Origin of the sequence: Azoarcus indigens, from assembly GCF_004361735.1 — a bacterium.
Lineage (GTDB): Bacteria > Pseudomonadota > Gammaproteobacteria > Burkholderiales > Rhodocyclaceae > Azoarcus > Azoarcus indigens.
The window spans coordinates 79488-105531 of the sequence record NZ_SNVV01000001.1; the positions used below are offsets into that span (position 1 = coordinate 79488).

General features: G+C 66.4%; 31 protein-coding genes and 1 riboswitch. Of the genes, 17 read left to right on the top strand and 14 right to left on the bottom strand.

Translation table 11 applies throughout. The features are described from left to right. Positions 1 to 22: 22 nt before the first annotated feature. The 7 genes from C7389_RS00395 to C7389_RS00425 all read left to right on the top strand — a co-directional run bounded on the left by C7389_RS00395 (position 23) and on the right by C7389_RS00425 (position 6747). A complete protein-coding gene (locus C7389_RS00395) occupies positions 23 to 1930 on the top strand; it encodes a DEAD/DEAH box helicase (protein WP_133587256.1) in 1908 nt (635 codons plus the stop codon). Beyond that, positions 1930 to 2571, top strand: a complete 642-nt coding sequence (locus C7389_RS00400) for a GDSL-type esterase/lipase family protein (RefSeq protein ID WP_133587258.1) — start codon at positions 1930 to 1932, stop codon at positions 2569 to 2571. Before C7389_RS00395 ends, C7389_RS00400 begins: the two co-directional genes overlap by 1 nt. 20 nt (positions 2572 to 2591) lie before the next feature. Next, positions 2592 to 3617 carry a serine/threonine protein kinase gene (locus tag C7389_RS00405; RefSeq protein WP_133587260.1) on the top strand — a complete coding sequence of 342 codons (1026 nt, stop codon included), beginning with the start codon at positions 2592 to 2594 and terminating at the stop codon, positions 3615 to 3617. Between the two features lie 88 nt (positions 3618 to 3705). Next, on the top strand, positions 3706 to 4596 hold the full coding sequence (locus C7389_RS00410) for an alpha/beta fold hydrolase (protein ID WP_133587262.1): 891 nt from the start codon (positions 3706 to 3708) through the stop codon (positions 4594 to 4596). Between the two features lie 105 nt (positions 4597 to 4701). Next, positions 4702 to 5280: a DJ-1/PfpI family protein gene (locus tag C7389_RS00415; RefSeq protein ID WP_211168322.1), complete on the top strand. Its 579-nt coding sequence runs from the start codon at positions 4702 to 4704 to the stop codon at positions 5278 to 5280. Positions 5281 to 5400: 120 nt separating this feature from the next. Continuing rightward, a complete protein-coding gene (locus C7389_RS00420; protein WP_133587266.1) occupies positions 5401 to 5784 on the top strand; it encodes a ribbon-helix-helix domain-containing protein in 384 nt (127 codons plus the stop codon). 196 nt (positions 5785 to 5980) lie between these two features. Further along, positions 5981 to 6158, top strand: a riboswitch (yybP-ykoY riboswitch). Between the two features lies 1 nt (position 6159). Continuing rightward, positions 6160 to 6747 (top strand): TMEM165/GDT1 family protein, encoded by a 588-nt coding sequence (locus C7389_RS00425; protein ID WP_133587268.1) that lies wholly within the window; start codon positions 6160 to 6162, stop codon positions 6745 to 6747. Positions 6748 to 6778: 31 nt separating this feature from the next. Here the strand turns inward: C7389_RS00425 and C7389_RS00430 are convergent, their stop codons facing one another. From C7389_RS00430 to C7389_RS00440, 3 genes are all read right to left on the bottom strand, one after another. Next, positions 6779 to 7381: an acyl carrier protein phosphodiesterase gene (locus tag C7389_RS00430; protein WP_133587270.1), complete on the bottom strand. Its 603-nt coding sequence runs from the start codon at positions 7379 to 7381 to the stop codon at positions 6779 to 6781. Between the two features lie 16 nt (positions 7382 to 7397). Continuing rightward, the gene (locus C7389_RS00435; RefSeq protein WP_133587272.1) at positions 7398 to 7943 is read right to left on the bottom strand and encodes a YaeQ family protein; all 546 of its coding nucleotides are present in this window, start codon (positions 7941 to 7943) and stop codon (positions 7398 to 7400) included. A 73-nt stretch (positions 7944 to 8016) separates the two neighbouring features. Then, positions 8017 to 8766 carry a hypothetical protein gene (locus C7389_RS00440; protein ID WP_133587274.1) on the bottom strand — a complete coding sequence of 250 codons (750 nt, stop codon included), beginning with the start codon at positions 8764 to 8766 and terminating at the stop codon, positions 8017 to 8019. 146 nt (positions 8767 to 8912) lie between these two features. On the opposite strand from C7389_RS00440, the gene C7389_RS00445 reads away from it, so the two are divergent. Further along, on the top strand, positions 8913 to 10484 hold the full coding sequence (locus C7389_RS00445) for a sensor domain-containing diguanylate cyclase (RefSeq protein WP_162851613.1): 1572 nt from the start codon (positions 8913 to 8915) through the stop codon (positions 10482 to 10484). Positions 10485 to 10661: 177 nt separating this feature from the next. Here the strand turns inward: C7389_RS00445 and C7389_RS00450 are convergent, their stop codons facing one another. After that, positions 10662 to 11159, bottom strand: a complete 498-nt coding sequence (locus tag C7389_RS00450) for an HAD domain-containing protein (protein ID WP_133587278.1) — start codon at positions 11157 to 11159, stop codon at positions 10662 to 10664. 225 nt (positions 11160 to 11384) lie between these two features. On the opposite strand from C7389_RS00450, the gene fabI reads away from it, so the two are divergent. Further along, a complete protein-coding gene (gene fabI, locus C7389_RS00455) occupies positions 11385 to 12164 on the top strand; it encodes an enoyl-ACP reductase FabI (RefSeq protein ID WP_133587280.1) in 780 nt (259 codons plus the stop codon). Positions 12165 to 12175: 11 nt separating this feature from the next. After that, entirely contained in the window at positions 12176 to 12772 is a 597-nt protein-coding gene (locus C7389_RS00460) for a hypothetical protein (protein WP_133587282.1), read from the top strand. 18 nt (positions 12773 to 12790) lie between these two features. Here the strand turns inward: C7389_RS00460 and C7389_RS00465 are convergent, their stop codons facing one another. Then, entirely contained in the window at positions 12791 to 13756 is a 966-nt protein-coding gene (locus C7389_RS00465; protein WP_133587284.1) for an AAA family ATPase, read from the bottom strand. Between the two features lie 158 nt (positions 13757 to 13914). Between C7389_RS00465 and folE the strand changes: the two genes are divergently transcribed. Then, entirely contained in the window at positions 13915 to 14562 is a 648-nt protein-coding gene (folE, locus tag C7389_RS00470) for a GTP cyclohydrolase I FolE (protein ID WP_133587286.1), read from the top strand. Between the two features lie 21 nt (positions 14563 to 14583). Here the strand turns inward: folE and C7389_RS00475 are convergent, their stop codons facing one another. The 4 genes from C7389_RS00475 to C7389_RS00490 form a co-directional block, all read right to left on the bottom strand. Then, on the bottom strand, positions 14584 to 14910 hold the full coding sequence (locus C7389_RS00475) for a DUF3301 domain-containing protein (RefSeq protein ID WP_133587288.1): 327 nt from the start codon (positions 14908 to 14910) through the stop codon (positions 14584 to 14586). 13 nt (positions 14911 to 14923) lie between these two features. Next, positions 14924 to 16504, bottom strand: coding sequence for an inorganic phosphate transporter (locus C7389_RS00480; RefSeq protein WP_133587290.1), 1581 nt, complete (start codon positions 16502 to 16504; stop codon positions 14924 to 14926). Positions 16505 to 16620: 116 nt separating this feature from the next. After that, positions 16621 to 16995 carry a nucleotide pyrophosphohydrolase gene (locus tag C7389_RS00485; protein ID WP_133587292.1) on the bottom strand — a complete coding sequence of 125 codons (375 nt, stop codon included), beginning with the start codon at positions 16993 to 16995 and terminating at the stop codon, positions 16621 to 16623. Then, the gene (locus C7389_RS00490; protein ID WP_133587294.1) at positions 16992 to 17840 is read right to left on the bottom strand and encodes a 23S rRNA (adenine(2030)-N(6))-methyltransferase RlmJ; all 849 of its coding nucleotides are present in this window, start codon (positions 17838 to 17840) and stop codon (positions 16992 to 16994) included. The genes C7389_RS00485 and C7389_RS00490 overlap by 4 nt, the downstream gene beginning before the upstream one ends. A gap of 210 nt (positions 17841 to 18050) precedes the next feature. Between C7389_RS00490 and C7389_RS00495 the strand changes: the two genes are divergently transcribed. The 6 genes from C7389_RS00495 (at position 18051) to C7389_RS00520 (ending at position 21407) form a co-directional block, all read left to right on the top strand. Next, a complete protein-coding gene (locus C7389_RS00495) occupies positions 18051 to 18602 on the top strand; it encodes a gamma carbonic anhydrase family protein (protein ID WP_133587296.1) in 552 nt (183 codons plus the stop codon). A 125-nt stretch (positions 18603 to 18727) separates the two neighbouring features. Beyond that, positions 18728 to 19438 (top strand): SIMPL domain-containing protein, encoded by a 711-nt coding sequence (locus tag C7389_RS00500; protein WP_133587298.1) that lies wholly within the window; start codon positions 18728 to 18730, stop codon positions 19436 to 19438. 12 nt (positions 19439 to 19450) lie between these two features. Beyond that, positions 19451 to 19780, top strand: coding sequence for an MliC family protein (locus C7389_RS00505; protein WP_133587300.1), 330 nt, complete (start codon positions 19451 to 19453; stop codon positions 19778 to 19780). After that, positions 19777 to 20232 (top strand): D-aminoacyl-tRNA deacylase, encoded by a 456-nt coding sequence (gene dtd, locus C7389_RS00510; protein ID WP_133587302.1) that lies wholly within the window; start codon positions 19777 to 19779, stop codon positions 20230 to 20232. Before C7389_RS00505 ends, dtd begins: the two co-directional genes overlap by 4 nt. A 99-nt stretch (positions 20233 to 20331) precedes the next feature. Further along, a complete protein-coding gene (locus C7389_RS00515) occupies positions 20332 to 20892 on the top strand; it encodes a C40 family peptidase (protein ID WP_425455551.1) in 561 nt (186 codons plus the stop codon). An 89-nt stretch (positions 20893 to 20981) separates the two neighbouring features. Further along, positions 20982 to 21407, top strand: coding sequence for a CBS domain-containing protein (locus tag C7389_RS00520; protein WP_246034583.1), 426 nt, complete (start codon positions 20982 to 20984; stop codon positions 21405 to 21407). Between the two features lie 49 nt (positions 21408 to 21456). On the opposite strand, the gene ftsB is transcribed toward C7389_RS00520, so the two are convergent. The 5 genes from ftsB to C7389_RS00545 form a co-directional block, all read right to left on the bottom strand. After that, positions 21457 to 21732, bottom strand: coding sequence for a cell division protein FtsB (gene ftsB, locus C7389_RS00525; RefSeq protein WP_133587306.1), 276 nt, complete (start codon positions 21730 to 21732; stop codon positions 21457 to 21459). Positions 21733 to 21827: 95 nt separating this feature from the next. Further along, a complete protein-coding gene (gene eno, locus C7389_RS00530; RefSeq protein WP_133587307.1) occupies positions 21828 to 23117 on the bottom strand; it encodes a phosphopyruvate hydratase in 1290 nt (429 codons plus the stop codon). Positions 23118 to 23174: 57 nt separating this feature from the next. Continuing rightward, complete coding sequence (locus C7389_RS00535; protein WP_246034584.1) at positions 23175 to 23477, bottom strand: DUF1330 domain-containing protein; 303 nt, start codon at positions 23475 to 23477, stop codon at positions 23175 to 23177. Then, complete coding sequence (kdsA, locus tag C7389_RS00540; RefSeq protein ID WP_133587309.1) at positions 23474 to 24313, bottom strand: 3-deoxy-8-phosphooctulonate synthase; 840 nt, start codon at positions 24311 to 24313, stop codon at positions 23474 to 23476. The genes C7389_RS00535 and kdsA overlap by 4 nt, the downstream gene beginning before the upstream one ends. 10 nt (positions 24314 to 24323) lie before the next feature. Next, complete coding sequence (locus C7389_RS00545) at positions 24324 to 25952, bottom strand: CTP synthase (protein ID WP_133587311.1); 1629 nt, start codon at positions 25950 to 25952, stop codon at positions 24324 to 24326. Between the last annotated feature and the right edge of the window lie 92 nt (positions 25953 to 26044).

A 26044-nucleotide genomic window follows, 5' to 3' on the forward strand; every position in this document is an offset into this window, starting at 1 on the left:
TGTACTGCAAGAAGCCGCCGTCATGACCGATACCATTTCCCGCTTCGACGAGCTCGACCTCCCCCCCACCCTGCTACAGGCCCTGGCGGATGTCGGCTACGAAACCCCCTCGCCCATCCAGGCCGCTTGTATCCCGCATCTGCTGGCGGGCGCCGACATCCTGGGTGAAGCCCAGACCGGCACCGGCAAGACAGCCGCCTTCGCGCTGCCGATGCTGGCTCGCCTGGATCTGGCCGACCGTCGCCCGCAAGTGCTGGTGCTGACACCGACGCGGGAACTGGCAATCCAGGTGGCGGAAGCCTTCCAAAAGTACGCCGCCCGCCTGCCGGACTTCCATGTGCTGCCGCTCTACGGCGGCCAGAGCATGGTGGTGCAGCTGCGCCAGCTCTCCCGTGGCGCCCAAGTCATCGTCGGCACACCGGGCCGCGTCATGGACCACCTTGAGCGGGAAAGCCTCAAGCTGGACAGCCTGCGCGCGCTGGTGCTGGACGAGGCCGACGAAATGCTGCGCATGGGCTTCATCGACGACGTCGAATGGATCCTGGAGCACACGCCGGAGAGCCGCCAAACGGCGCTGTTCTCGGCCACCATGCCGTCGGCCATCCGCGAGGTTGCCCACCGCCATCTGCGCGAACCGCAAGAGGTGAAGATCCGGTCGGCCACCGCCACCGTGTCCCGCATCCAGCAACGCTACTGGCAAGTACGCGGGGTGGACAAGCTGGATGCGCTCACCCGCATCCTGGACTCCGAAGCCACGCTGGATGCCGCCATTGTCTTCGTCCGCACCAAGATCGCCACCGAGGAACTGGCCGAGAAGCTGGCCGCGCGCGGCTATGCGGCGGCGGCGCTCAATGGCGACATGACCCAGGGCCTGCGCGAGCGTGTCATCGAGCAGCTGAAAAGCGGTGCGCTGGACATCGTCATCGCCACCGACGTCGCCGCCCGCGGCATCGACGTGCCGCGCGTCAGCCACGTCATCAACTACGACATTCCCTACGACACCGAAGCCTATGTGCACCGCATCGGCCGCACCGGCCGCGCGGGACGTGAGGGCACTGCCATCCTGTTCGTCGCCCCGCGCGAAACGCGCATGCTGAAGGCGATAGAGCGCGCCACCCGGCAACCGATCGAGCCCATCGCCCTGCCCAGCCGGGAAGCGGTGTCCAACCTGCGCGTCAGCCAGTTCAAGCAGCAGATCCTGGCGACGGTGCAGGAGGAAGAGCTCGGCTTCTTCATGGATGTGGTGAACCGTCTGGCAGAAGAGGAAGGCGTCGGCATCCATGAGATCGCTGCCGCCTTGGCCTTCCTCGCCCAGCGAGAACGTCCCCTGCAGATCGAGGAAAGCGGCCGTGGCTGGGACGTTGCCACCGCCTCGCAGGAGAGCGGCGGCCGGGGCCCGCGAGCCGAACACTTCACCACCGGCGTCACCCGCGAACGTGCTCCGCGACCGAATCGCGACGAGATCCTCGCCCGCCGCCGTGCCTTCTCCGAAGGTTCGCTGGTGCGCTACCGCATCGAAGTCGGCCGCAGCCACGGCGCCAGCCCAAAGGAGATCGTCGGTGCCATCGCCAACGAGGGCGGCATCGAAGGCCGTTTCATCGGCCAGATCCACCTGTTCGACGACTACAGCACGGTGGAGCTGCCTGCCGGCCTGCCCGGCGAACTGCTGGCGGTACTCAAGCGCACCCGGGTACGCCAGTGTCAGCTGCAGATCCGTCAGCTCAGCGCGGCCGAAGCCGCCGCCGAACCAGCCCGCCGTCCACCGCGTGAAGGCGGCAAGCCGGCCGAGCGCGACGCACGCGGCAAACCCTTCCCGCAATGGAAGGACAAGCCGCAGGCACCGCGCGAAGGTGGCGACAGCCAGCGCACGCCGCGCCGCGCCGGGCCGCCGACGACGGGCAAGCCGGCCAAGCGCCGGGAGAAATATTGATGCTGCGTCGCCTGCTCGCGCTGGCCGCCTGCCTGCTGCTAATCGCCTGCGGCAAGGAGTCGCCGCGTTTCGAGGCACTGCCGCCCGGCACCGCGGTGATGGCCTTCGGCGACAGCGTCACCTGGGGCACCGGCGCCAACCGTGGCGAGGACTATCCCAGCCAGCTGGCGGCGCTGACCGGCTGGTCAGTCATCAACGCCGGCATTCCGGGCGACATGGCGCAAACCGCGAAGCAGCGCATCGCGGCCGATCTCGGCAGCCATCAACCCCGTCTGGTGCTGATCGAACTCGGCGGTAATGACTTCCTGCGCCGTCGCCCACACGCTGAAGTTGCCGAAGATCTGCGCACGCTGATCCAGGCGGTGCGCGCCGCCGGCGCGACGCCGGTGCTGATCGCGGTTCCCGCTGCCTCACCGCTGGCCGCCGCTGCCGGCAGCCTGACGGATGCCGACTTGTTCCGGCAACTTGCCGAACAGGAAAAGGTGCCGCTGATCGAGTCCATCTTCTCCCAGGTACTGTCCGACCCAGCGCTGCGCACCGACCCCATACACCCCAACGCCGAAGGCTACCGCCGGCTGGCCGAAGGTGTGGCGACCGCCCTGCATCGCTTCGGCTTCGCTGCCGAAGCGCAGACGCACTGAGGCAGCACGACGCCGCGGCGATGACCCAGCCCATGACCCAGCCCTCTACCACGCCACCCTTCGCCGTCCTCACGCCGGATTTCGTGCTGGACGCGATCGAGTCGCTCGGCCTGCTGACCGATGGCCGCCAGTTGGCCCTCAACAGCTACGAGAACCGCGTCTACCAGGTCGGCCTGGAAGACGCGGCGCCGGTAGTGGCCAAGTTCTACCGTCCGGCGCGCTGGAGCGACGAAGCCATCCTCGAGGAACACGCCTTCAGCGTCGAACTCGCCGAGCGTGAGATCCCGGTGGCCGCGCCGCTGCTGATCGACGGCCGCACGCTGCATCAGCATGAAGGCATGCGCTTCGCCCTCTTCCCCCGCCTCTCCGGCCGCGCGCCCGAGTTGTCCGACCCGGCCACGCTGGAATGGCTGGGGCGCTTCCTCGGCCGCATCCATGCCGTGGGCGGGCTGCGGCGCTACTGCGATCGACCGGCGCTGGACATCGGCAGCTTCGGCATCGAGCCGCGCGACTGGCTGCTGGCCCACGACTTCATCCCGCCCGACCTGCTGCCCGCCTGGCGCAGCACAGTGGACCAGGCCCTGGACGGCGTACACCGCGCCTATGAACGCGCCGGCGACGTCGCCACACTGCGCCTGCATGGCGACTGCCACATGGGCAACGTGCTGTGGCAGCCGGGCGATGGCAATCGCCCGGAAGGCGGGCCGCAGTTCGTCGACTTCGACGACAGCCGCAACGGACCGGCGGTGCAAGATCTGTGGATGCTGCTCTCCGGCGAGCGCAGCGAAATGGCACTGCAACTCGGTGACATCCTGGAAGGCTACGAGGACTTCCGTGACTTCGACGACCGTGAGCTCTACCTGGTGGAGGCGCTGCGCACCCTGCGCCTGCTTCACTACTCCGCCTGGCTCGCGCGGCGCTGGGACGACCCCGCCTTTCCGGCCGCCTTTCCCTGGTTCAACAACCAGCGCTACTGGCAGGAACGCATTCTGGAACTGCGCGAACAGATCGCGCTGATGGACGAAGAGCCGGTGTGGCCGGAATGACCGCGCCAGCGGGCGGGACTTGCGCAATGCACCATCCGCGCTGGAGTCGCTAAACTGGGGGCTTCGCCTCCCTCGTTCCTCCAGAATCATGCAGCTGCAGCCCTGGTATCACTCCTGCTCGGCCGGCTTCACCCTGCGGGGTGAACACTCGGCGCCTTCCGGCAAACCGGTCCTCCATTTTGTGCATGGCAATGGCTACTGCAGCCGCACCTATCAGCCCATGCTCGAATTGCTGGCGCCGCACTTCGACCTCTTTCTCAGCGATGTGCAGGGCCACGGCAACAGCGATCACGGCGGCCGCTTCCACGGCTGGAACCGTACTGCCGACCTCTGCCTGGAAGCCTGGCGCTCCAAGGCGGCCTTGTTCGGCGACGTGCCGGTCTATGCCGTCGGCCACAGCTTCGGCGCGGTCCTCACAGGCCTGATGCTGTCGCGTCACCCCAACCGCTGCAAACGCGCGGTGCTGCTGGACCCGGTGCTGTTCACCCCGGCCATGATCGGCCTCATGGCGCTGTCGGACGTGGTCGGCCTCTATGCCCGCAACACGCTGGCCCAGCGCGCCCGCAAGCGCCGCGCCCACTGGCCGGACCGGGAAACCGCCTTCCGCGCCCTGCACGAGCGCGGCATGTTCAAAGGCTGGCGCGAGGAAGCGCTGTGGGCCTATGTGAACCATGCGCTGAAAGACGTGGAGGGCGGTGTCGAACTCAAGTGCAAGCCCAACCGCGAGGCGGAAGTGTTCGGCTCTTACCCGCGCCGGCTGTGGGCCGCACTGGAGCGGGTGCACACCCCGACGCTGGTACTGCGCGGCGACCGCAGCTACCCCTTCGCCGCCAAGGCCATCAGTCGCTGGGCGGCACAGAATCCGTCCATCCAGGAGCAGGAAGTGCCCGGCGGCCACTGCTTCATGCAGGAAGACCCGGAGACCAGCGCTGCACTGATCCGCGGCTTCCTGCTGCAGGAAATGCGCGCCGCCGCCTGATTCCCCGGCGGCCTGCTGTCGCAACCCGGTACTACCCGCCCTCCTCCGCCCTGCCGCAGACTTCGCCCACCGGCCCCGCCCGGGGCTGCCAGCGAGGAGACGATCATGGCCAAGAAGATTCTGATGATCTGCGGCGACTACTGCGAGGACTACGAAACCATGGTGCCCTTCCAGACCCTGCTCGCGGTAGGCCACACCGTGCACGCGGTCTGCCCTGGCAAGAAGGCGGGAGAGCACATCGCTACCGCCATCCATGATTTCGAGGGCGACCAGACCTATTCCGAGAAGCGCGGCCACAATTTCACCCTCAACGCGACCTTCGCCGAGGTGCGCGCGGAGGACTACGACGCGCTGGTGATCCCCGGCGGCCGCGGGCCGGAGTACCTGCGGCTGAATGAGCAGGTGTTGGCCGCAGTGCGGCACTTCTTCAGCGCCAACAAGCCAGTGGCAGCCGTCTGCCACGGTGCCCAGTTGCTGGCCGGCGCGCGGGTGCTGGAAGGCCGGCGCTGCTCCGCCTATCCCGCCTGCCGTGCCGAGGTCGAACTGGCGGGCGGCAAGTATGCCGATATCCCGGTCGATCAAGCGGTCACCGACGGCAACCTGGTGAGCGCACCCGCCTGGCCGGCTCACCCTGCCTGGCTGTCGCAGTTCCTCGCCCTGCTGGGCACCCGCATCAGCCACTGAGGACGGGCGCGCATCCCCGCTGCCCGCCCCGGCATCGCCGGGTTGCCGGCAGACGCGGGATGCGCATGCCGGCGGGCGCGCCTAGAATGCGGCATCGCCCGCCACCGTCCGGAGCCTGTCATGTGCCAGCTGTTCACCGGTGCCCGCCCCCAGCTCTACGCCTCCCGTGTCCGCTCCATCCGCCTCGGCGGCGTGGCCACCAGCATACGGCTGGAGAACATCTACTGGCAGGCGCTGGAGGAGATAGGCGCCCGCGACGGCCTCACCGTGCCGCGGCTGGTTTCCCGGCTGCATGAGGAACTGGCTGCCGCCGGTACGCTGGGTGACCGCGCCAACTTCACCTCCTTCCTGCGGGTGAGTTGCACCCGCTATCTGCAGTTGCAGGTTGCGGGACTGGTTCCGACCGATTGTTCGGTGCCGATACGCGACCTGGACAGCCGAAGCATTCTCGCCGCGGAGCGCGCCACGGCTGAGCGCACCGAAAAGCAGGCGCTGGCGGCCTGATACCTTCCGCCTCTTCTTCCGGCGTTACCGACCGGGCTCCGGCCGGCGCCTAACCAACCCATCTGCGCGAAGAAGCCCGTCCGATCTTGGTCGGAGGGAACCCCTCCGACTGGCCACCTGGCCGACCGACAAACCATCATGCAGCGAAAGCGATATTCCCGCGCTGTTGCCGAAGCGCCTATCGCTCGCTAGAATGCGCGCCGTCATTGGGGAGTAGCCTCCCTCCGGATGGAGAGGGGATCGCGTCAACAGACTTGCCTTCCAGGCATGGCGCGATCGGTTCCCGAGCTTGGCGAGACCTTTGACTGCACAGCCTCCGCATTGGGCCGGGGAAGCCGTGCAGTCATCGGTGTTCGTTCCGGCCCAGGGAAACTCATGGAAGCCCTCCTGATCTCCACCGGCATCGTCGCCCTGGCCGAAATCGGCGACAAAACCCAGCTCCTCTCGCTGTTCCTCGCCGCCCGTTTCAAGCGGCCGCTTCCCATCATCTTCGGCATCTTCTTCGCCACGCTGGTGAATCACGCCCTGGCCGGCGCCGTGGGCGCATGGCTGTCCGCCCGCCTGGGGCCGGACGTGATGCGCTGGATACTCGGCGTCTCCTTCGTTGCAATGGCGGTGTGGATGCTGATCCCGGACAAGCTGGACGAGGATGACGCCAAGCGCGCCGCCCCGCGCTTCGGCATCTTCGGCGCCACCCTGATCGCCTTCTTCCTCGCCGAGATGGGCGACAAGACCCAATTCGCCACCGTGGCCCTGGCCGCGCGTTTCGACTCGCTGGCCGCCGTCGTCGTCGGCACTACCCTGGGCATGATGATCGCCAACGTTCCCGCGGTGCTGCTGGGCGATGCCGCCGCCAAGCGGCTGCCGGTCCGTCTCGTCCACGCGGTGGCTGCGCTGATCTTCGCCTGTCTGGGGATTGCCGCGCTGTGGGGCACGGTGCCGGCCGTGCTGACCGGCCAGTAAAGCAGTGAGCAAGCGGCGCTGCCCACAGCCTTCAGCGGGCGGCCCGCAAGCCGGCGGTGAAGGCTGCAGCGTCGGCGAGGAAGGCGAGGCAGTCCGCCTCGAAACCGGCGTAATCGGCCACCAACTCTTCGCCTGCACCGGCCAGAGGATTTGGCTGGCGCAGGCGGTGTTGCGCCATGCCGTCCAGCGCACGGGCAATACGCGCCGGCTGCCGGTAGGCGCTGAACCAGTCCTCCGCCACCATGTGCCGCAGCATGCCGAAGAACACCGGCGGTAGCGGCAAGCCCGCCGTCTGCTCGTTCAGCAGGCGGTAGCTGTCGGCGGCGAAGTCCTCCAGCGGCTGAGAACTGAAGAACGGCCAATGCAGCGCGAGAAAGTGGTCGTAAAACATGTCGACCATGATGCCGGCCACCCGCCGCCGCGCCGGGCTGACGCGCTCACGGCTGCGGCGGAAGGCGGGATGAGCGTCAGCATAGCTATCTATGCGGCGATGCAGGGTTACGCCGGCCAGGAGTTCGGTGGAGTAGCCGGCCGGCGGCGGCTCCAGCCGGCCTTTGACGAAATCCCCTATCACCCCGCCCACTCGGTCCGCGTCCGCCGGACCGGCCAGAAAAGCATGGGCGAGGAAGTTCACGCTGGCGCTTCCTTGCTCAGGCCGCCGGCGCCATTAGGATTTCAGGATGCACTTCCACCGACTCGCGACCGTCCGTGACCAGGACCGCACCGTCCTGGATGGTGAATTGCAGACGCATGCTGCGCTCGGTGAGTCGCGCCAGCGCTGGCGCCGCTTCCGGCGGCAGGTTATAGACGCGGAGATTGTCCTGGCGCGCCAGCTTGCCGCGCACGCCGTTCCACCAGATGTCGGCTGCCCGGCCGTAGCTCAGCACCGCCACTTCGTCGGCCCGGCCACAGGCTTTGCGTATCCACTTTTCGTCCGGCTGGCCGACATCTATCCAGCACTCGATGGCGCCGGTGAGGTCCTTGCGCCAGAGGTCCGGTTCGTCTTCGACACAGAGACCTTTGCCGAAGGCGAGCGCCGGATCGGCGAACAAAGCGAAGGCCAGCAGCCGCACCATCATCCGCTCGTCGGTCTCAGAAGGATGGCGGGCCAGGGTGAGGGAGTAGTCGGCGTAGTGATTGCGGTCCATGTCCGCAATCTGCATGTCCGCCTTGAAGATGGTTGCCTTGAGGGCCATGGGACATCCGCGGGCCGCGAGGGCCGAAAAAGGCACTGATTCTACGCCAGCGGCCGGCAGGACCGCGGCCGTTTCAGTGCGGCCGGCGGGCCTGTTGCCAGGCTACCGCGGCACGGCCAGCATGGGCCATGACGGCATCGCGCACATCCGCCGGCAGCTCGCGCGACAACGCGGCGAACAGGGCCTGGGTAGCCTCCTGGCCGATGCCGTCACTGGCCAGCCCATCAGCCAGGCAGCGGATCTGGATATGCGCCAGCGCATCCGCCACCAGCCGCCAGCCGACCACCGGCATGGCTTGCGTCAGCCCGAGCAGCAGCCCGCCCAGGCTTGCGGTGAGGCGCATGGCTTGGTCGCGCTCCTCGGCAGCGATCGCCGAGTGCCACAGCGCCAGATGGATGCCGCGACGCAGTTCGACCTTGAAGTCCATGCCATTGCCCTCCTCCTTCGCCAGCGCGTCGTACTGCCGCAAGAAGCGCGCCTCTTCCTCCGGCGGCAGGGCAGTACGCAGATCGCCGATGAGTTTTGACAGGCCCGGGATCGCAGCGAGGCCAAAGGCTTCGGTCCAGGCCAGGCCCCATTGGTCCATGCCCGAAAGCAGCATCGCCAGCCGCAGCGCCCGGCCGTCCTCGCCGTCACCAGCGCGGGCCCAGTTACCCAGCGCAGTAGCGAGCTCTCCCTCTCCGCCCTCCTCCTGCCCCACGCTCTGGCGGAAACAGCGGCCAAAGGCGTCCTGAGCCATGTGGGCGGCCTGCCGCTGGGCGTCGGTGCCGGCAAGGTGGGCGAGATGGTCTTCGGGAAGCGGAGTATTGACGGCGGTATTCATCCGGCGCGGGAGGACGGGGGAAAGGGGCGCCATTGTGCCGCCCGGCGTCCGCACATGGCAAACCGCGCCATTGCCCGCCGCGGGCAATCCATCCAGGCAGCATGTCATTCCACTCATTCAGAATGACGTGCCCCCTCGGAGCCCTCATGCCCACGTATGCCGCAACCTCCGCCCAGCTGGGCATCGGCCCTTCCCGGCTCGTCCCCAGCCTCTGCATACTCGGCATGCTCGCCGTCATCTTCGCCGCCATGGTTACCTGGCTGCTCTATCTCGGCGATCTCCGCCGCCAGGAAGAAGAGCTCGCCCAGGCAGCGATACGCGCCGCCACCGTCCTCGACCACAACCTGACGCTGCGCGCCCACAGCCTGAGCGCGATGCGCCTCACCGCCGAGCAGTACCTGGATGGGCACGCCCAGCTGACGGTGAATCCGGCCACCGCGCTTTCCAGCACGTCTGGCGGCTATCTGCTGGCGGAGCTGTCCGGCTACCGCGGCGAGGAACTCGGCCACCTTGCCGGCCGCGGCGCCGCCCCTGGCGCGCAGTCTGCCGCCGCGCGGGAGATGGCGATGGCGCTGGCGTTGACGCCTCTTTTCCGTACCGTGATCCGCCGGGACTCGGACACCTTGCGGGTCAGCTACATCTCCGAGCGGAACTTCTCCTATGTTCTGCCGGTGTACGAAGCGCGGCCACCGGATCTGGAACGCACCCGCCGGTATTACGAAACCGTCGAAGCATCTGGCCAGTCGGTGTTCTGGACCGTACCGCACCAGGACGAAGACAGCCGCGGCCTCGTCGTCGGCGTCGGTATGCCGGTGCGCGACGGGGGGCGCGTGGTCGGCGCGGTAGTGGCCGACCTCGCCATTTCCAGGTTGATCCACCTGCTGGACGACCACGACCTCAAGGGCGCCAAGCTGCTGCTGACGACCGAGGACGGCATCTACCTCGCCGGCGATCCCTCGCACCTGCAACTACTCGGCGGAAACGGAGCGGCAAGCAGGCAGGTGGAGGGTGAATTCCTGCTCCTTCGGCAGAGGCTGGACGCCGCGCCCTGGACCCTGCAGTTGGTGGCGCCGAGGCCGCAACTGCGGCGCAACGCCATCCGCCAGGCCCTGCCCTTTGCCTTGGTCACCGTCCTGCTGTGCGGCAGCGTGGTGCTGCTGGTATGCCTGGCCCACATGCTGCGCAAGATCGCCACCCTGTCCATCCGCGACGGACTTACCGGCCTGCACAATCGCCGCTTCTTCGACGCCGTGGCTGCTCCGGCGCTACGGCGGGCACATCGCGACGCCAAGCACTTCGGCCTGATCCTGTTCGATGTGGATCACTTCAAGCGCTTCAACGACAACCACGGCCACCAGGCCGGAGACACCGCCCTCAGCATCGTCGCCACCAGCGTGGCCCGGCGGCTACGCCGGGGCGCGGATCTCGCCTATCGCGTCGGCGGTGAGGAATTTGCGGTTACCTGCGAGGCGACGAGCGGACTGGCCATCGAACGCCTGGCGCAGGAACTGCGCGAAGCGGTGGCCGCCGCCGCCCATGTCTTCCCGGAGAGCGAGTTCGGTCACCTCACCGTATCGGTGGGCGTCGCCATCGCCCCCCCCGGCGAGGAAACCGACATCGAAGCGCTGTATCGCCGTGCCGACGCCGCCCTTTATCGCGCCAAGGCCAATGGCCGCAACACCATTGAATGCTGTCGGGCCGGAACGGCCGAAGCTTGAGCGCCGGCCGCGCCAGGCATCGCATCCAACCTTCCGGGCCAGGCACAAGCGCTGCCTACCGACCGCAGGATGACTCCGCCGGCAGTTGCGCCTGTCCTCGCGCAAGCTCGCTCGAGCAAGACCGGCAGGGGAGCCGGGCATTCCCTAAGCCCACCTTGCGCCGGCAGGCGGAGCCGCTCAGCCCCAGTCCAGTCCGGAGCGGGGGCGCGCTACGGGCGGCACGCCGTTGCGAAAGCCGTTGAGCATGCGCCTCAGCGCCTCGGCATCTTCCTCGATGAAGCCGCGCTTGAAATCGGTGAGCACCAGGCGGGAGCGCGTCAGCCAGTTGCCCGGTGCGTCGTCCAGCGCACACCAGGGCGCGCTGTCCACATCCGCCTCATGCTGCGACAGCCAGGCCATCGCCTCACGCTCGCGCATCCCGTGCAGGTCGGCGCCCTTCTTGGGCAGAATATGCGGCGTGGCGCCGGCGATCCGCGGCCGGATGTCCTCCGAGAAGCGCAGCACCAGCTTGGACAGGGAGAACAGCATCCGCCAGTCGGAAGCGATCACCACCCGCGCCTCCTCGAACTCCCGCAACACCGACTCGATCAGCGGCAGGCAGCGGAAGTCCTCGACCTCGCCCCAAGGGTGGGTCACGCCATCGAAATCCATGAATATGTACGAGCTACGGGTCATCGGCTGTTCTCTGCTGCGGGAACAAGGGCTGTCCGCCGCGGTTCAATGATGTTGCGATGCGGAATATACTTCAAAGCCTGCCGTCCGAAGCGCTCCTGCTAAGGCATTCAGGGATGGTCAGTTATCCGTAACCCCGGCATGGTCAAATACGCCGGCATCGTTCTGCACCCAATGGCCATTCAAAGCCACTTCATCCCACTCCCAATCGCACTCGGAGGATTGTCCATGGCCCCCATCATCAACCTCGAAGGCAAGGTCGGCCTGATTACCGGCATCGCCAACGAAAAGTCGATCTCCACCGGTGTGGCGGAAGCGTGCGCTCAAGCCGGTGCCACCCTGATCGTCACCTATCAGAACGAGAAGACCCGCGCTTTCATCGAGCCGGTGATCCACCGCCTCGGCATCAAGGACGTGTTCCTGCTGGACGTCACCCAGCCCGAGACCATGGACACCGCCTTCGCCGAGATCGAGGCGCGCTACGGCAAGCTGGATTTCGCCCTGCACAGCATGGCCTTCGCCAAGCGCGACGACCTGCACGGCCGCGTGGTGGATACCTCGCCGGACGGCTTCGCGCTGGCGATGGACGTCTCCACCCACTCCTTCATCCGCCTCGCCCGCAAGGCCGAACCGCTGCTGGAGAAGGCCGGCGGCGGCGCGCTGGTGACCATGACCTACCTCGGCTCGGAGAAGGTCATCCCCAACTACGGCGTAATGGGCCTGTGCAAGGCCGCGCTGGAAGCCGCCACCCGCTACCTGGCCGCCGAACTGGGCGCCAAGAACATCCGCGTCAATGCCGTCTCCCCCGGCCCGCTGATGACCCGCGCCGCCTCTGGCATCGCCGGCTTCGATGGTCTGATGGCCGCCGCGGTGGAACGCTCGCCCATGCACCGCCTGGTGACGCCGGAAGATATCGGCGCGCTCACCGCCTTCCTCGTCTCCGACGCCGGTAAGCTGGTTTCCGGCGGTGTGCATTTCGTGGATGCCGGCTACAACATCATGGGCTGAGGCCGCCTGAGATGGACGAACTCGCCGCTGCCCGCGCCCGCTTCGGGCGTGAAGTCCTGACCCTGGACGACCCGGTTCCGCCGCATCCGCTGCTGGACGGCAAAGCCGAGATCGGCCGCGGCGAGTACTCCATCGTGCTGGACAAGGGCGACGGCGAGCGGGTGTACAAGCTCGTCAGTTCGCCCGCCGACTACTTCCTCTACACCGCGGACGACCGCCCGCGCGGCAAGCATTTCCCCATTGTCTATGCAGATCACGGCATCGTCGGTCGCGCCCGCTCCGGCCACCCCTTCCATCTGATGGAGATGGAGCGCCTCTACCCGCTGGACGACGGCTCTCCGGCCGGCGAACTCGCGGCCAGGCTGGCCGGCTTTTACTGGGCCGCCTGCGAGCAGTGGAGCCGCCTGGGCGCCGACATGGGGCGCATCGCCCTGCACCATCTCACCGTCAGCCCGCTGGAACTGGACGAAGGCGTGAAGGAAGCGCTGCAGGCACTGTCCGACTTCGTCGAGGAATACCAGGTGCTGCCGGACCTGCTCAACGCCAACAACCTGATGATGCGCAAGGACGGCACCCTGGTGTTCGCCGATCCGGTTTTCATCGCTTGAGAGCTCCGCGGCGCGCGCTCAAAAGCCGATCTTGCGCTTGCCCTTGGCACGACCGCCGTCGAGATCCTCAGGCTTCAGCTCGTCCCGCCCCGCCAGCTTGGCCGCGCCGAAAGCGGACATCAGCGCACGCCGCTGCTCGCGTGGCGGCAAGGCCGCCAGCACCTCCATCACCGCCGCCGGTGGCTCCTCCGGGAAGCCCCAGTCGTGGGCGGCAACGATGTCGCGGTACAAGCGGCAGGCGATGGCGAAGGATTCATCCGCATCCGGCCGCGGCACCGCGTACACATTCATGCGGTTGAGGATGGGCTCGGGGATGTTGCGCTCGTCGTTGGCAGTGGTCACCCACAGGATGTGGGAGGCGTCGATCTCCACATCCACGTACTCGTCGCGGAAGCGGCGCGCGGTGTCGTGCTCGAACAGCTCGTACAGCGGCCCCAGCGGGTCGTAGCGGCTATCGCCGCCGGCCTTGTCCACCTCGTCCAGCACCATCACCGGGTTTGCCACCTCGCCGCCCACCAGCGCCTGCGCCACCTTGCCCGGCTTGGCGTGGTTCCACTGCGCAGAGGCACCGGAGAGTATCCAGCCGGCGGTCAGCGAACTCATGGAGACGAAGTGGTAGCCGGTACCCAACTGCTCGGACAGCGCACGGGCGAAATGCGTCTTGCCGATGCCGGGCTCGCCCAGCAACAGCATGGGCGCGAAGGACACCGGCTCGTTGCCGGACACCGCCAGCGCCAGCGACTTGCGCACATCGTCGATGACCTCGCCGAAGTTGGGGCAGCGCTCGTACAGGGAGGACAGGGCGTCCGCCCGGCTGGGCTTGACCACATAGCGGGTACCGCCCGCCTCCTTCATCCGCCCATAGAAGGCGGAGAGCGCTTCGTTGCGAGCAGGCGCATTCTGCTCCAGCGCCTTGTCCACATCCTCGACGCGGTAGATCTGGCGTGCATCGGCCAGGGGAATGCAAAACTCGCTGGGTGCCATCCAAGCCTCCGTCGCAATCCATGGTCCAGGCCCGGAAGCGGGCCGCGGGTGCCACTATGGACAAGCAGAACGCATGCCGGTTTTCGCCTCGCTTCATCGGGCGTGGCCATGCATCGGCGTATGATCGACCGTAACAGGACAGAGAGCCGGGCCACAACATGAACGCCAGACACGATCACGACCATGACCATGCCGCCGTGCCGCCACCGGCCGGCATCGGCATTCCCCGCCAGGGCAGCTTCGACCCGATAGCCTTCGAGCGCGCGGTGGGCGACCTGCTCGCCGCCTGCGGCGTGGCGCCGGACAGCGCACACACCGGCCGCACCGCCCAGCGCGTCAGGGAACTATGGCAGCGCCGCCTGCTGGGCGGCTACGACATGGACCCGGCGGATGCACTGGGCGATGGTTTCGAAGATGAACGCCGCGACATGGTAGTGGTGCGCGGCATCGCCATCCACGGCGTCTGCCCCCACCACCTGGTGCCCTTCCGCGGCGTCGCCCATGTGGCCTATCTGCCCGGCGGCCGGCTGCACGGCTTCGGCCGCATCGCCCGTCTGGTGGACGCCATCGGCCACCGCTTCACTTACCAGGAATGGATGACACGCGACATCGCCGACGCGCTGATGCACCACGGCAGGGCACAAGGCGCCGCCTGCGTGATCGAAGCGGAGCAGCTGTGCCTGCTGCTGGGCGAGGACAGGCGCGGCGACGAGCGCGTCGTCACCCAGGCCTATTCCGGCGTGTTTGCCGAATCGGATCAGTTGCGCAATGAATTCCTGCGCGCGGTGGATCGCCGCATGCTGTAAGGCACCAACGGCTGGAGCGGCCTATTGCACCAGCCGCAGGCCGCGGTGGGCAGTCAGCTCCAGCACCGTCACCTCCCGCCCGAGCAGGGTGACAGAACCACGGAAACGGTCATAGCCGGACTCCGAGTACTCGAACTCGAACACCCGCTGCAGCGCCATGCGCCCCTCGTCGTTGCGGACGAGGCGCAGGCCGCGGCCGGCCACCGTCTCGTCCAGCAGCTGCAACCCCTCACGCAGGCAGGCCTGGCTGGCGGCGGCCACGCCGGCTTCCCTGGCTTTCAGACTATCCAGCCAGAACCAGGCCAGCAGGCACAGCAGCGCCAGGGCGAACACTTCGGGAAACTCCATTGCTGCTCAGCCTTCAGGCGACGAACATGCCTCGAATCATGAAGAACAGCATGGCCGCCATCAAGGCTGAGGCGGGCACCGTCACCACCCACGCGGCTGCGATGCGGATGATCTGCGAGCGCTTCACCAACTCCTGGCGATAGACCTTGCGCAGCCGCTTTCGCTCTCCCTTGGAGAAGTGGGCGGGGTCCATCTTGCGCTTCTGACGCTTCTTCAGATCGCGCAACATCTCGCCCTTCTGCTCGATGGAGGCGGCATCGAAACGCAACAGGAAGGCATCTATCTCGGCCTGGTCCGCCTCCGGGTGGTGGGCCTTGATCTCCGCCACACGGCGCGCGTAATTGCTCTTCAGGTACTCCCGCAGGAAACCGACCCCAAATACGCCCCCCACCGCGATGTGGGTGGAACTCACCGGCAGGCCGAGCTGACTGGCCACGATCACCGTGATGGTGGCCGCCATGGCGATACAGAAGGCGCGCATCTGGTCCAACTCGGTGATCTCGGAACCCACCGTGCGGATCAGCTTGGGACCATACAGCGCCAAGCCCAGTGAAATGCCGGCCCCGCCCACCACCATGACCCAGAAGGGAATCTCGGCAACCGCCGCTACGTCGCCGCCGTGGCGGACCGCATCGACGATGGCCGCCAGCGGGCCAACCGCATTGGCCACGTCGTTGGAGCCATGGGCGAAGCTCAGCAAGGCGGCGGCAAACACCAGCGGCAGGGTGAACAGGCTGTTCACGCCATCCTTGGTATTGGCGATCAGCCGGTCGCTGCGGGTAAGCCGTCTGCGCACCAGGATGAAGATCGCCAGCGCCAGCATCAGCCCGTAGAACACTGCGGGGCCGAACTCTACTGTCCAGACCTTGTTCAGGCCCTTCAGGAGCAGATAGGTGGAGAAGGTCCAGGCCATGGCGGCGACGATCCAGGGCACCACCCGCCGCGCGGCCTCCGCCATGTCCGGTTGATAGGTGATGCTGCGCTTGATCAGGTAAAGGAAGGCAGCGGCGAAGATGCCGCCCAGCACTGGCGAGATCACCCAGCTGGCAACGATGTTGCTCAGGGACGACCAATCCACCACCTCGAAGCCTGCGGCGGCCACGCCTGCGCCCAGCACCGCGCCGACGATGGAATGAGTGGTGGAAACCGGCGCGCCGATCGCGGTGGCGATGTTCAGCCACATTGCGCCGGCCAGCAAGGCGGCGAGCATGACCCAGATGAAGGTCTGCCTGTCCTGCAGCGCAGCCGGATCGACGATGCCGCTGCTGATGGTGCTCACCACCTCTCCACCCGCGATCAGCGCACCGGCAGCCTCGAATACCGCGGCAATCACCAGCGCCCAGAGCATGGAAAGCGCCTTGGAGCCAACCGCAGGGCCCACATTGTTGGCAACGTCGTTGGCGCCGATGTTGAGCGCCATGTAGCCCCCGATGATGGCGGCGGCCACCACGATCATGCCGCCCTCCCCCACGCCCTGCATGATCGCGTAGAGCATGACCAGAACGAGGAAGACGAGACCGATGCCGAGCCGCAGGAGTTCGCCCCGGCCACGCTGGGTGGCACGCTCGATCTCGCTGATATGTTGCAGTTCCACGCGATTCCTTCAGCAAATCAAAGAGCCGCGTATTGTTTCAGAAAAGTGACAGCCGCCAAAACGCAAAAGGCCCGGCGGTACGCCGGACCGTCAGCGCGACGCCTGGGCCAGAGGCCCTAGAGCTGATCGTACTTGTCGGCGCGGCCTCGGGCCTTACCCAGCGGATAGCGCTCCTCGTTGATCGCCAGCTTGCGGGCTGCAGCCTCCGCGAGGTCGACTTCCAACACATCGGCCAGGCGCACCAAGTACATGAGCACGTCCGCCAACTCCAGCGCCACCGCCTCTCGCAGTACTGCGTCCGGGGCCGCGGATTGCTCGGCGGTCAGCCACTGGAAGTGCTCCAGTACCTCGCCCGCCTCGCCGGCGAGCGCCATCGCCAGATTTTTCGGCGTGTGGAACTGCATCCAGTCGCGCGCCTCGGCGAACTCGCGCAGCCGGGCCCGCAGTGCCAGCAAACTGTCGGCCGGCAGGACTTGCGACGATCCACTCATTCGATATGGTGCTCCAGATCAAAGCCGGCCTCGTCGTCCTCGCCCAGTGCCTTCACCAGCCAGGGCATCACTGCCTCCAGCCGCTCCGGCAGCACCCACGGGGGGTTGATGACAAAGAGGCCGCTGCCGAACATGCCGAAGCCATCCGGCGACGGGCCTTTCACCGCCAGGCGCACGTCCAGCCAGCTCTCCGCGCCCAGTTCCGCCAGACGCTCCGGCAGTTGCCGAGCCTCCGGCCGAGCCAGCAGCGGATACCAGACCACATAGGTGCCTGAGGCAAAACGCTTCATCGCGTCCTTCAGCGTATCGACCACCCGACGGTAGTCCTCCTTGACTTCGTAGGGCGGATCGATCAGCACCACCGCCCTGCGGGTGGGAGGCGGCAGCAGGCCGCGCAGACCGGCGAAGCCGTCGGAGCGGCGCACCACCACCTGATCGGTCTCGCGGGCAAAGGTCTGCTGCAGCAGTTCCACGTCGGCGGGATGCATCTCGAACAGGCGCAGCCTGTCCTGCTCCCGCGCCTGGGTCATCGCCAGCGCGGGCGAACCGGGGTAGAACAACAGCCGGCCATGGGGGTTGAACTGCTCCACCGCTGCGATATAGGCCTTCAGCGGCTCAGGCAAGTTCGCCCTGTCGCGCCACAACCTGGCGATGCCGCCGTCGAACTCGGCGTTCCTGGCCGCCTGTTCGCTGTCCAGCGCATAACAGCCGGCGCCGGCGTGGGTATCGATGTACCACCACGGTTTGTCCTTCCGGGAGTAATACGCAAGCAGTTCAATGAGCAGGTAGTGCTTGAGCACATCGGCATGGTTGCCGGCGTGGAAGGCGTGGCGGTAGCTGAGCATTGGGATGGGTGGAAAGCGCGGGCGGAGAATGCTACCACCGCCCGCGGGCGACGAGTGCGGCAGGCAAAGGCTGCGGAAGATTTGGAGAAAAGCGCCAAAATCGTGACAATTCCGCCCCTGGGAGACGCGCAGCCCCCGGCCGGACCGGCACTTGCTATGATTCCCGCCCCCGCGCTGGCGCCTGCGCCGACGAGACAGCGAGAGAAAACAATGAGTATCTATGCCTTGGGCGATGTCGTGCCCCGCTTCGGCGAAGGCTGCTGGGTCGCGCACAATGCGACCGTGATCGGCAATGTGGAGGCCGGTCGTGATGTGAACATCTGGTACAACGTGGTGATCCGGGGCGATCACGACCCCATCGTGATCGGCGATGGCACCAACATCCAGGACGGCTCCGTCCTGCACAATGACGAAGGCGTGCCGCTCACCATCGGCAAGGACGTCACCGTCGGCCACAAAGTCATGCTGCATGGCTGCGCCATAGGCGACGAGACGCTGATCGGCATCAACGCAGTGGTGTTGAACAACGCGGTGATCGGCCGCAACTGCATCATCGGCGCCAATGCGCTGATCCCGGAAGGCAAGGTCATCCCCGACCGCTCGCTTGTGGTAGGTTCGCCCGGCCGCATCATCCGCGAACTGTCCGACCAGGACATCGCCTATCTCAAGGCCAACGCCAAGCACTACGTCGCCAATGCCCGCCGCTACGAAGTGGAACTCCAGACAGTGGACGTGGATGGCCTGCGCAGCCAACCGCGCTGACAGGGCCAGGCGACGGGAAGAGCATCATCACAGACTCATACAGGTCCTTACACCTCGGCGCCCCCCGCCTGTGATTGATGGGGTATAAGTCTCGGCCATCTTCACTGCGCCATCTTGCCAACGCCATGACTGTCGCCCGCCATCTGCCTCTCGCCGCGCTCGTCGCCGCACTTGCCACCGCCCTCGCCTTTTCCCCTCCGGCTCTCGCCGCCGAGGAAAAAGCGCGCACCGTGGACTTCTCCGCCGAGGCCAGCCGCCCGGCCAGCAACGATCTCGCCGTGGCCCAGCTCTACGTGGAGCAGTCTGGCGGCGATCCTGCCGCGCTGGCCCAACAGGTTAACCGCGTCATTGCCTCCGCGCTGGCGACCGCCCGCGCCTATGGCGACGTCAAAGTGCAGTCCGCCGGCACTTCCAGTTCGCCGGTATACGGCAAGAACGGCAGCAAGATCGAAGGCTGGCGCATGCGCTCCGGCCTGCGCCTGGAAACACGCAACGTCGGCCAGCTGTCGGAGTTGATCGGCAAATTGCAAGGCAGCCTGGCAGTCGCCCAGGTGTCCATGCAGCCCGCGCCGGAAACCCGCCGCAAAGCAGCGGATGAAGCCACCACCGATGCCATCCGCGCCTTCGAACAGCGCGCCGGCCTGGTCTCCTCGGCCATGGGCAAGCGCTATACCATACGCCACCTCAATATTTCCGACGGCGGCTTCCGGCCTCCCCAGGTCTATGCCCGCATACAAGCCTCCTCGGTGATGATGGACTCCGCACCGGCGCCGCTTGAAGGCGGCGACAGCGAAGTCAGCGTCACCATCAACGGCACCATCGAACTCATCGACTGATCATCGTCATCCATGCTTTTCAAGAATCGTCTGCGTACATTCAGCATCGCCCTCATCATCGGCGCCGGCAGCCTGGCCGGCACGGCCTGGACCCGTGACAGCGCCCAGGTCGCCAACTACAGCTGCGCCAACGGCGAGCGCTTCTCGGTGGAAACCCACTCCCGCCACATCCGCCTGCGCACCGGCGCCGGCATCTTCGCCCTCACCGCGGCGCCCACCGCGGATGGACTGAAGTACACCGATGGCCAGACGGTGTTCTCCAGCCATGGCAGCGTGGCCAGCCTGCAGCGGCCGGGGCTGCCGGAAAGCAAGGACTGCCGCCGGGACGGTGCCAGCCTGTGATCGCGCTGATCCAGCGCGTACTGGAAGCCCATGTCGATGTGGCCGATGAGAGGGGCGAGGGCCGACAGACGGTGGGCCGAATCGGCCCGGGCCTGCTCGCACTGATAGGCGTAGAGAAGGGAGATGGCCCGCGCAATATGGAACGGCTGGCCGAGCGCCTGCTGGGCTACCGGGTGTTTTCCGACAGCAGCGGACGCATGAACCTCGGCCTGCGCGACACCGCTGGCGGCCTGCTGCTGGTGCCACAATTCACGCTGGCGGCGGACACCCGCAGCGGCACCCGCCCCAGCTTCTCCACCGCCGCGCCACCCGAGGAAGCCAGGGCGCTGTTCGATGCGCTGGTCGCCCGGCTGCGGGGTCTGCATCCGGTGGTGGAAACCGGTCGCTTCGGCGCGGAGATGTTCGTCGGTCTGCTCAATCATGGGCCGGTTACCTTCCGACTGGACGCCTGAAAAGGCATGCCCTATCTTTCGGGCATGCCGATTTCTGTCGCCCGCACCTTGCAAACCCTTCTGCCAACTCGTTCCACCGCTTTTCGCAGCACAGGTGCCATAGGCGCCTCCCACCGTCTTCCCGCCTCTTCGCGCGTGGCGGCCCTGCTTGTCCTTGGCCTGATCGCGGGTTGCAGCAGCCTGCCTCCCCCGGCCCCTTCCACGGCGCCTCCTTCAGCACCATCAACGCCCAGCACCAGCGCTCCCGCGCGCGACTATTTCGCGCTGGAGGACGATGCGCAGACGCAGGAGATGGTGATCTTCGCCATGGGCCTGCTGGACACCGGCTATCGCTTCGGCGGCCGCAACCCTGAAGCGGGGCTGGATTGCAGCGGTATGGTGAGCTATATCGTCGAGCAGGTGAGCGGCAAGCGCCTGCCCCACAACGCGCTGCAAATCGCCCAGCGCACCCGGCCCATCCAGGTGAGCGAACTGCAGCCCGGCGATCTGGTGTTCTTCAATACCCAGAAGCGTCCGCATTCCCACATGGGCATCTACATCGGCAACGGCCGCTTCATTCATGCGCCCTCCAGTCGCGGCGCGGTGCGCATCGAGCGCATGGACAATCCCTACTTCTCTCCCCGCCTGGACGGCGTCCGCAGCCTGCTCGCCGCGAATTGATGGGGTCACCCCCACCTTGCGCCGCCCGCCTCCCCTATCTAGTGTGAAATGCCCATAAGGCGTTTTCTGGAGGAGGAAAGGTGATGCCAATGCGCAAGATTAGCGAGGTGGTGCAAGGCCAGAACATACTGACCGCCACCGCAACCCTGCCGGTACGCGAGGCGGTGCGGCAGATGACGAGGGCCAGGGTGGGCGCGATCATGATCGTCGAGCACGATCAATTGACCGGGATCTTCACCGAGCGCGACCTCCTCACCCGGGTCGTCGCCGAGGGGCGCAACCCCGACCTCACCCTGTTACAGGAAGTGATGACGGTGGCGCCGCAGGCCATCACCGGCGACAAACCGCTGGGGCATGCGATGCACCTGATGTACGACGGTGGCTTCCGCCACGTCCCCGTGGTGGACAATGGCCGCCCCGTCGGCATGGTGTCGGCCCGCGATGCGCTGGGGATGGAGATGATGGCCTTCGAAGGCGAACTGGAGCAGCGGGAGCTGATCACCGAGTTGCTTTGAAGCAGGCGCTTCGTGGAAAAGCACTCAAGGAACCGCGCCCAAGCGCGGTTCAGTGTTTCTGGGGAACCTGGACGAAGGTTTCGCCCGGCTTGGTCATGCCCAGTTCGAAGCGCGCCAGTTCCTCGATCGCCTCATTGCCTGACTTGAGGTCGCGTACCTCCGCTTCCAGGCTGGCATTGCGCTGCTCCAGGCGGAAGTTCTCCTCGCGCTGGGCCTGTACCTGGCGATCCACGTCCCACACCCGCAGCCAGCCGCCCTTGCCCAGCCACAGCGGATACTGCAGCACGACGACGAGCAAGAGAAGGATGATGACTGGCCAGCGCATGTAAGGGCTTTGCGAAGAGACGGAAGGGACGATGAAAGGGGCCGGCGGATTATCCGTCGGCCCCCTGGTTTCGGCAAATACGCCGGCCTTACCGCTTAACGGGCACGCAGGTTGTAGAAAGCGCGCTTGCCCGGATAGCTGGCGGTATCACCCAGATCTTCTTCGATACGCAACAGCTGGTTGTACTTGGCGATGCGGTCGGAACGGGACAGGGAACCGGTCTTGATCTGCATCGCGTTCAGGCCGACCGCGATGTCGGCGATGGTCGAGTCCTCGGTTTCACCTGAGCGATGCGAGATCACCGCGGTGTAGCCCGCGCGCTTGGCCATCTCGACGGCGGCGAAGGTCTCGGACAAGGTGCCGATCTGGTTGATCTTGATCAGGATGGAGTTGGCGATGCCCTGCTCGATGCCCTGCTCCAGGATGCGGGTGTTGGTAACGAAGAGATCGTCGCCCACCAGCTGCACCTTCTTGCCCAGCTTGTCGGTCAGCAGCTTCCAGCCCGCCCAGTCGCCTTCCGCCATGCCGTCTTCGATGGAGACGATGGGGAACTTGTCCGCCAGCGTTGCCAGGTAGTCGGAGAAGCCGTCGGCGCTCAGGGTCAGGCCTTCGCCGGCAAGCACGTAGCTGCCATTCTTGTAGAACTCGCTGGAGGCGCAGTCCAGCGCCAACAGCACGTCGCGGCCCGGCTCGTAGCCGGCGGCGGAGATGGCTTCCTGGATCAGGTTCAGCGCTTCTTCGGTACCGGACACGTTGGGGGCGAAGCCGCCTTCGTCGCCGACGGTGGTCGGGTAGCCCTTCTTGTCGGTGATCTTCTTCAGGTGATGGAAGATCTCGGCGCCGCAGCGCAGAGCTTCGCGGAAGCTGGTCATGCTCACCGGCATAATCATGCATTCCTGGATGTCCAGGCTATTGTTGGCATGCTCGCCGCCGTTGATGACGTTCATCATCGGCACCGGCATCGCCATCGGGCCGGAGCCGCCGAAGTAGCGGTACAGCGGCAGGCCGGCTTCCTCGGCCGCGGCCTTTGCCACCGCCATGGACACTGCCAGCGTGGCGTTGGCGCCGATGCGGGACTTGTTGTCAGTGCCGTCCAGCTCGATCAGGGTGCGGTCAATGAAGGCCTGCTCTTCGGCGTCCAGGCCAATGATGGCTTCGGAGATCTCGGTGTTCACGTTCTCGACAGCGCGCAGCACGCCCTTGCCGAGGTAGCGGCCGGCCTCGCCGTCACGCAGTTCGATGGCCTCGCGCGAGCCGGTGGAGGCGCCGGACGGCACCGCAGCGCGGCCCATGACGCCGGACTCGAGCAGCACGTCGGCTTCGACGGTGGGATTGCCGCGGGAATCGAGGATCTCGCGGGCGATCACATCAACGATTGCACTCATGGTTCTTCCTGTTTCGGTTACGGTTCTGGATCGGAACAAGCACCTGCGGGTCCGGCCTCAGAGGCCTTCGACCAGCAGCATTTCGAACTCGGCCGCGCCTTGCCGGGCCGCACGCGCGGCACCGTACTCGGGCGACTCATAGAAGCTGCGCGCCGCCGCCATCGACGGGAAGGCGACAATCACCACCCGTTCCGGCGACCACCCGCCTTCCAGCGTTTCACAGGCGCCGCCGCGCACCAGGTAGCGGCCGCCGTACTGCTCGACCGCCACCGTGGCGAGTTCGCGGTAGCGGGCCATGGCAGCCGCATCATGGATGCGGCCATCGACGACGATGTAGGCCGGCCGCTGGGATTCGCTCAAACGCCGCGCTCCTGCAGGTCGCCGGTCTTCACGAACGCGTCGAGCTGCTTGAGCGTGGTGAGCAACGCCTTCATCTTCGGCAAAGGCCAGGCGTTCGGACCGTCAGAAAGCGCCTTCGCCGGATCGGGATGGGTTTCCATGAATAGGCCGGCCACCCCCACCGCCACTGCCGCTCGGGCCAGCACCGGCACGAACTCGCGCTGGCCGCCGGAAGCGGTGCCCTGGCCGCCGGGCAGTTGCACCGAATGCGTGGCATCGAACACCACCGGGCAGCCGGTGTCACGCATGATCGCAAGACTGCGCATGTCGGAGACCAGGTTGTTGTAACCGAAGGAAACGCCCCGCTCGCAGACCATGATGGTGTCCGCGCCGCCGTTGGCTTCCTTGGCCTTGTCTACCACGTTCTTCATGTCGCCGGGGGCAAGGAACTGGCCCTTCTTGATGTTCACCGGCTTGCCGGAGGCGGCGACCGCATGGATGAAGTCGGTCTGGCGGCAGAGGAAGGCCGGGGTCTGCAGGACGTCCACCGCCGCCGCCACCGCCTCGATCTCCTCGATGGCATGCACGTCGGTCAGCACCGGCACGCTCAGGGCCGCACGTACGTCGGCCAGGATCTCCAGGCCCTTGTCCATGCCCAGGCCACGGAATGACTTGCCGGAACTGCGGTTGGCCTTGTCGTAGGACGACTTGTAGATGAAGGGCACGCCTACCTCGGCGCAGATCTCCTTCAGCGCGCCGGCGGTATCGAAGGCCATGTCGCGAGACTCGATCACGCAGGGGCCGGCGATGAGAAAGAAAGGCCGGTCCAGGCCGACCTCGAAGCCGCAGAGTTGCATGCTTGCTCCTTCAGCCCTTGCGCGCCAGCGCCGCACGCACGTAGGCGGTGAAAAGCGGATGTCCCTTGCGCGGGTTGGAGGTGAACTCCGGGTGGAACTGACAGCCGACGAACCAGGGATGGACATCCGAGGGCAGTTCGACCATCTCGCACAGATCGGTTCCCGGCGCACGGCCAGAAACGATCAAACCCTTCTCTTCCAGCTTGGAGAGCAGGGTGTTGTTCACCTCGTAACGATGGCGATGGCGTTCCATGATCTCCGGCGCACCGTAGATCTCGCGGGCGAGCGAGCCGTCCGCCAGACGGCAAACCTGGCCGCCCAGGCGCATGGTGCCACCCAGGTCGGAATCCTCGCTGCGCTTTTCCACCTTGCCGCTGCGGTCCTGCCACTCGGTGATGAGGCCGATGACCGGGTAAGGCGAGCCGGGTTCGAACTCGGTGGAGTGGGCACCGTCCATGCCGGCGACATCACGAGCGAACTCGACCACGGCCAGCTGCATGCCCAGGCAGATGCCCAGGTAGGGAACCTTGTTCTCGCGGGCGTAGCGGATGGCAGCGATCTTGCCCTCGGTGCCGCGCTTGCCGAAGCCACCGGGCACCAGGATGGCGTCCATCTTCGCCAGCACCGCGCAGCCGTCGCGCTCGATGTCCTCGGAGTCGAGGTAGTGGATGTTCACCTTGCTCTCGGTGTGCATCCCGGCGTGGTTCAACGCCTCGATGAGCGACTTGTAGGATTCGGTGAGATCCACGTACTTGCCCACGAAGGCGATCTCCACCGAAGCCTTGGGGTTCTCCAGCGCGCGGATCAGGTTCTCCCACACCGACAGGTCGGCGGCGCGGGCGAGGATGCCCAGCTTGTGGCAGACGATCTCGTCCAGCATCTGGTCGTGCAGCTGCCCGGGGATCTTGTAGATGGAGTCGGCATCCAGGCACTCGATTACCGCCTCCGGCATCACGTTGCAGAACAGCGCGATCTTGCGGCGCTCGTCGGCCGGGATGTTGCGGTCTGCGCGGCACAGCAGGATGTCCGGCTGGATGCCGATTTCGCGCAACTCCTTCACCGAGTGCTGGGTCGGCTTGGTCTTCAGCTCGCCCGCGGTCGGGATGTAGGGCAGCAGCGTCAGGTGGATGAAGCAGGTGCCGTTGCGCCCTTCCTCGATGCCCATCTGGCGGATGGCCTCCAGGAAAGGCAGGGATTCGATGTCGCCCACCGTACCGCCCACCTCGACGATGGCGACGTCTGCGCCCTCGGCGCCGCGCTTGACGTAGGTCTTGATCTCGTCGGTGATATGCGGAATGACCTGCACCGTCTTGCCCAGATACTCGCCGCGCCTTTCCTTCTTGATCACCGCCTCGTAGATCTGGCCGGTGGTGAAGTTGTTGCGCTTGCTCATCTTGGCGCTGGTGAAGCGCTCGTAGTGACCAAGGTCCAGGTCGGTCTCGGCGCCATCTTCGGTGACGAAGACTTCGCCGTGCTGGAACGGGCTCATGGTGCCCGGATCGACGTTGATGTAGGGGTCCAGCTTGAGGTGAGTCACCTTGATGCCGCGGGACTCCAGGATGGCCCCGAGCGAGGCCGCCGCGATGCCTTTGCCCAGGGAGGACACGACACCGCCGGTAACGAAGACGTATTTGGTCATGGGAATTGTGCTGCGGGAAAGCGCGATGATAACCGAAGTGCCGGTACGCCCGGAAGCCGGCCCCTGCCTTGCCGCCCCATCCTGCGCCCCGG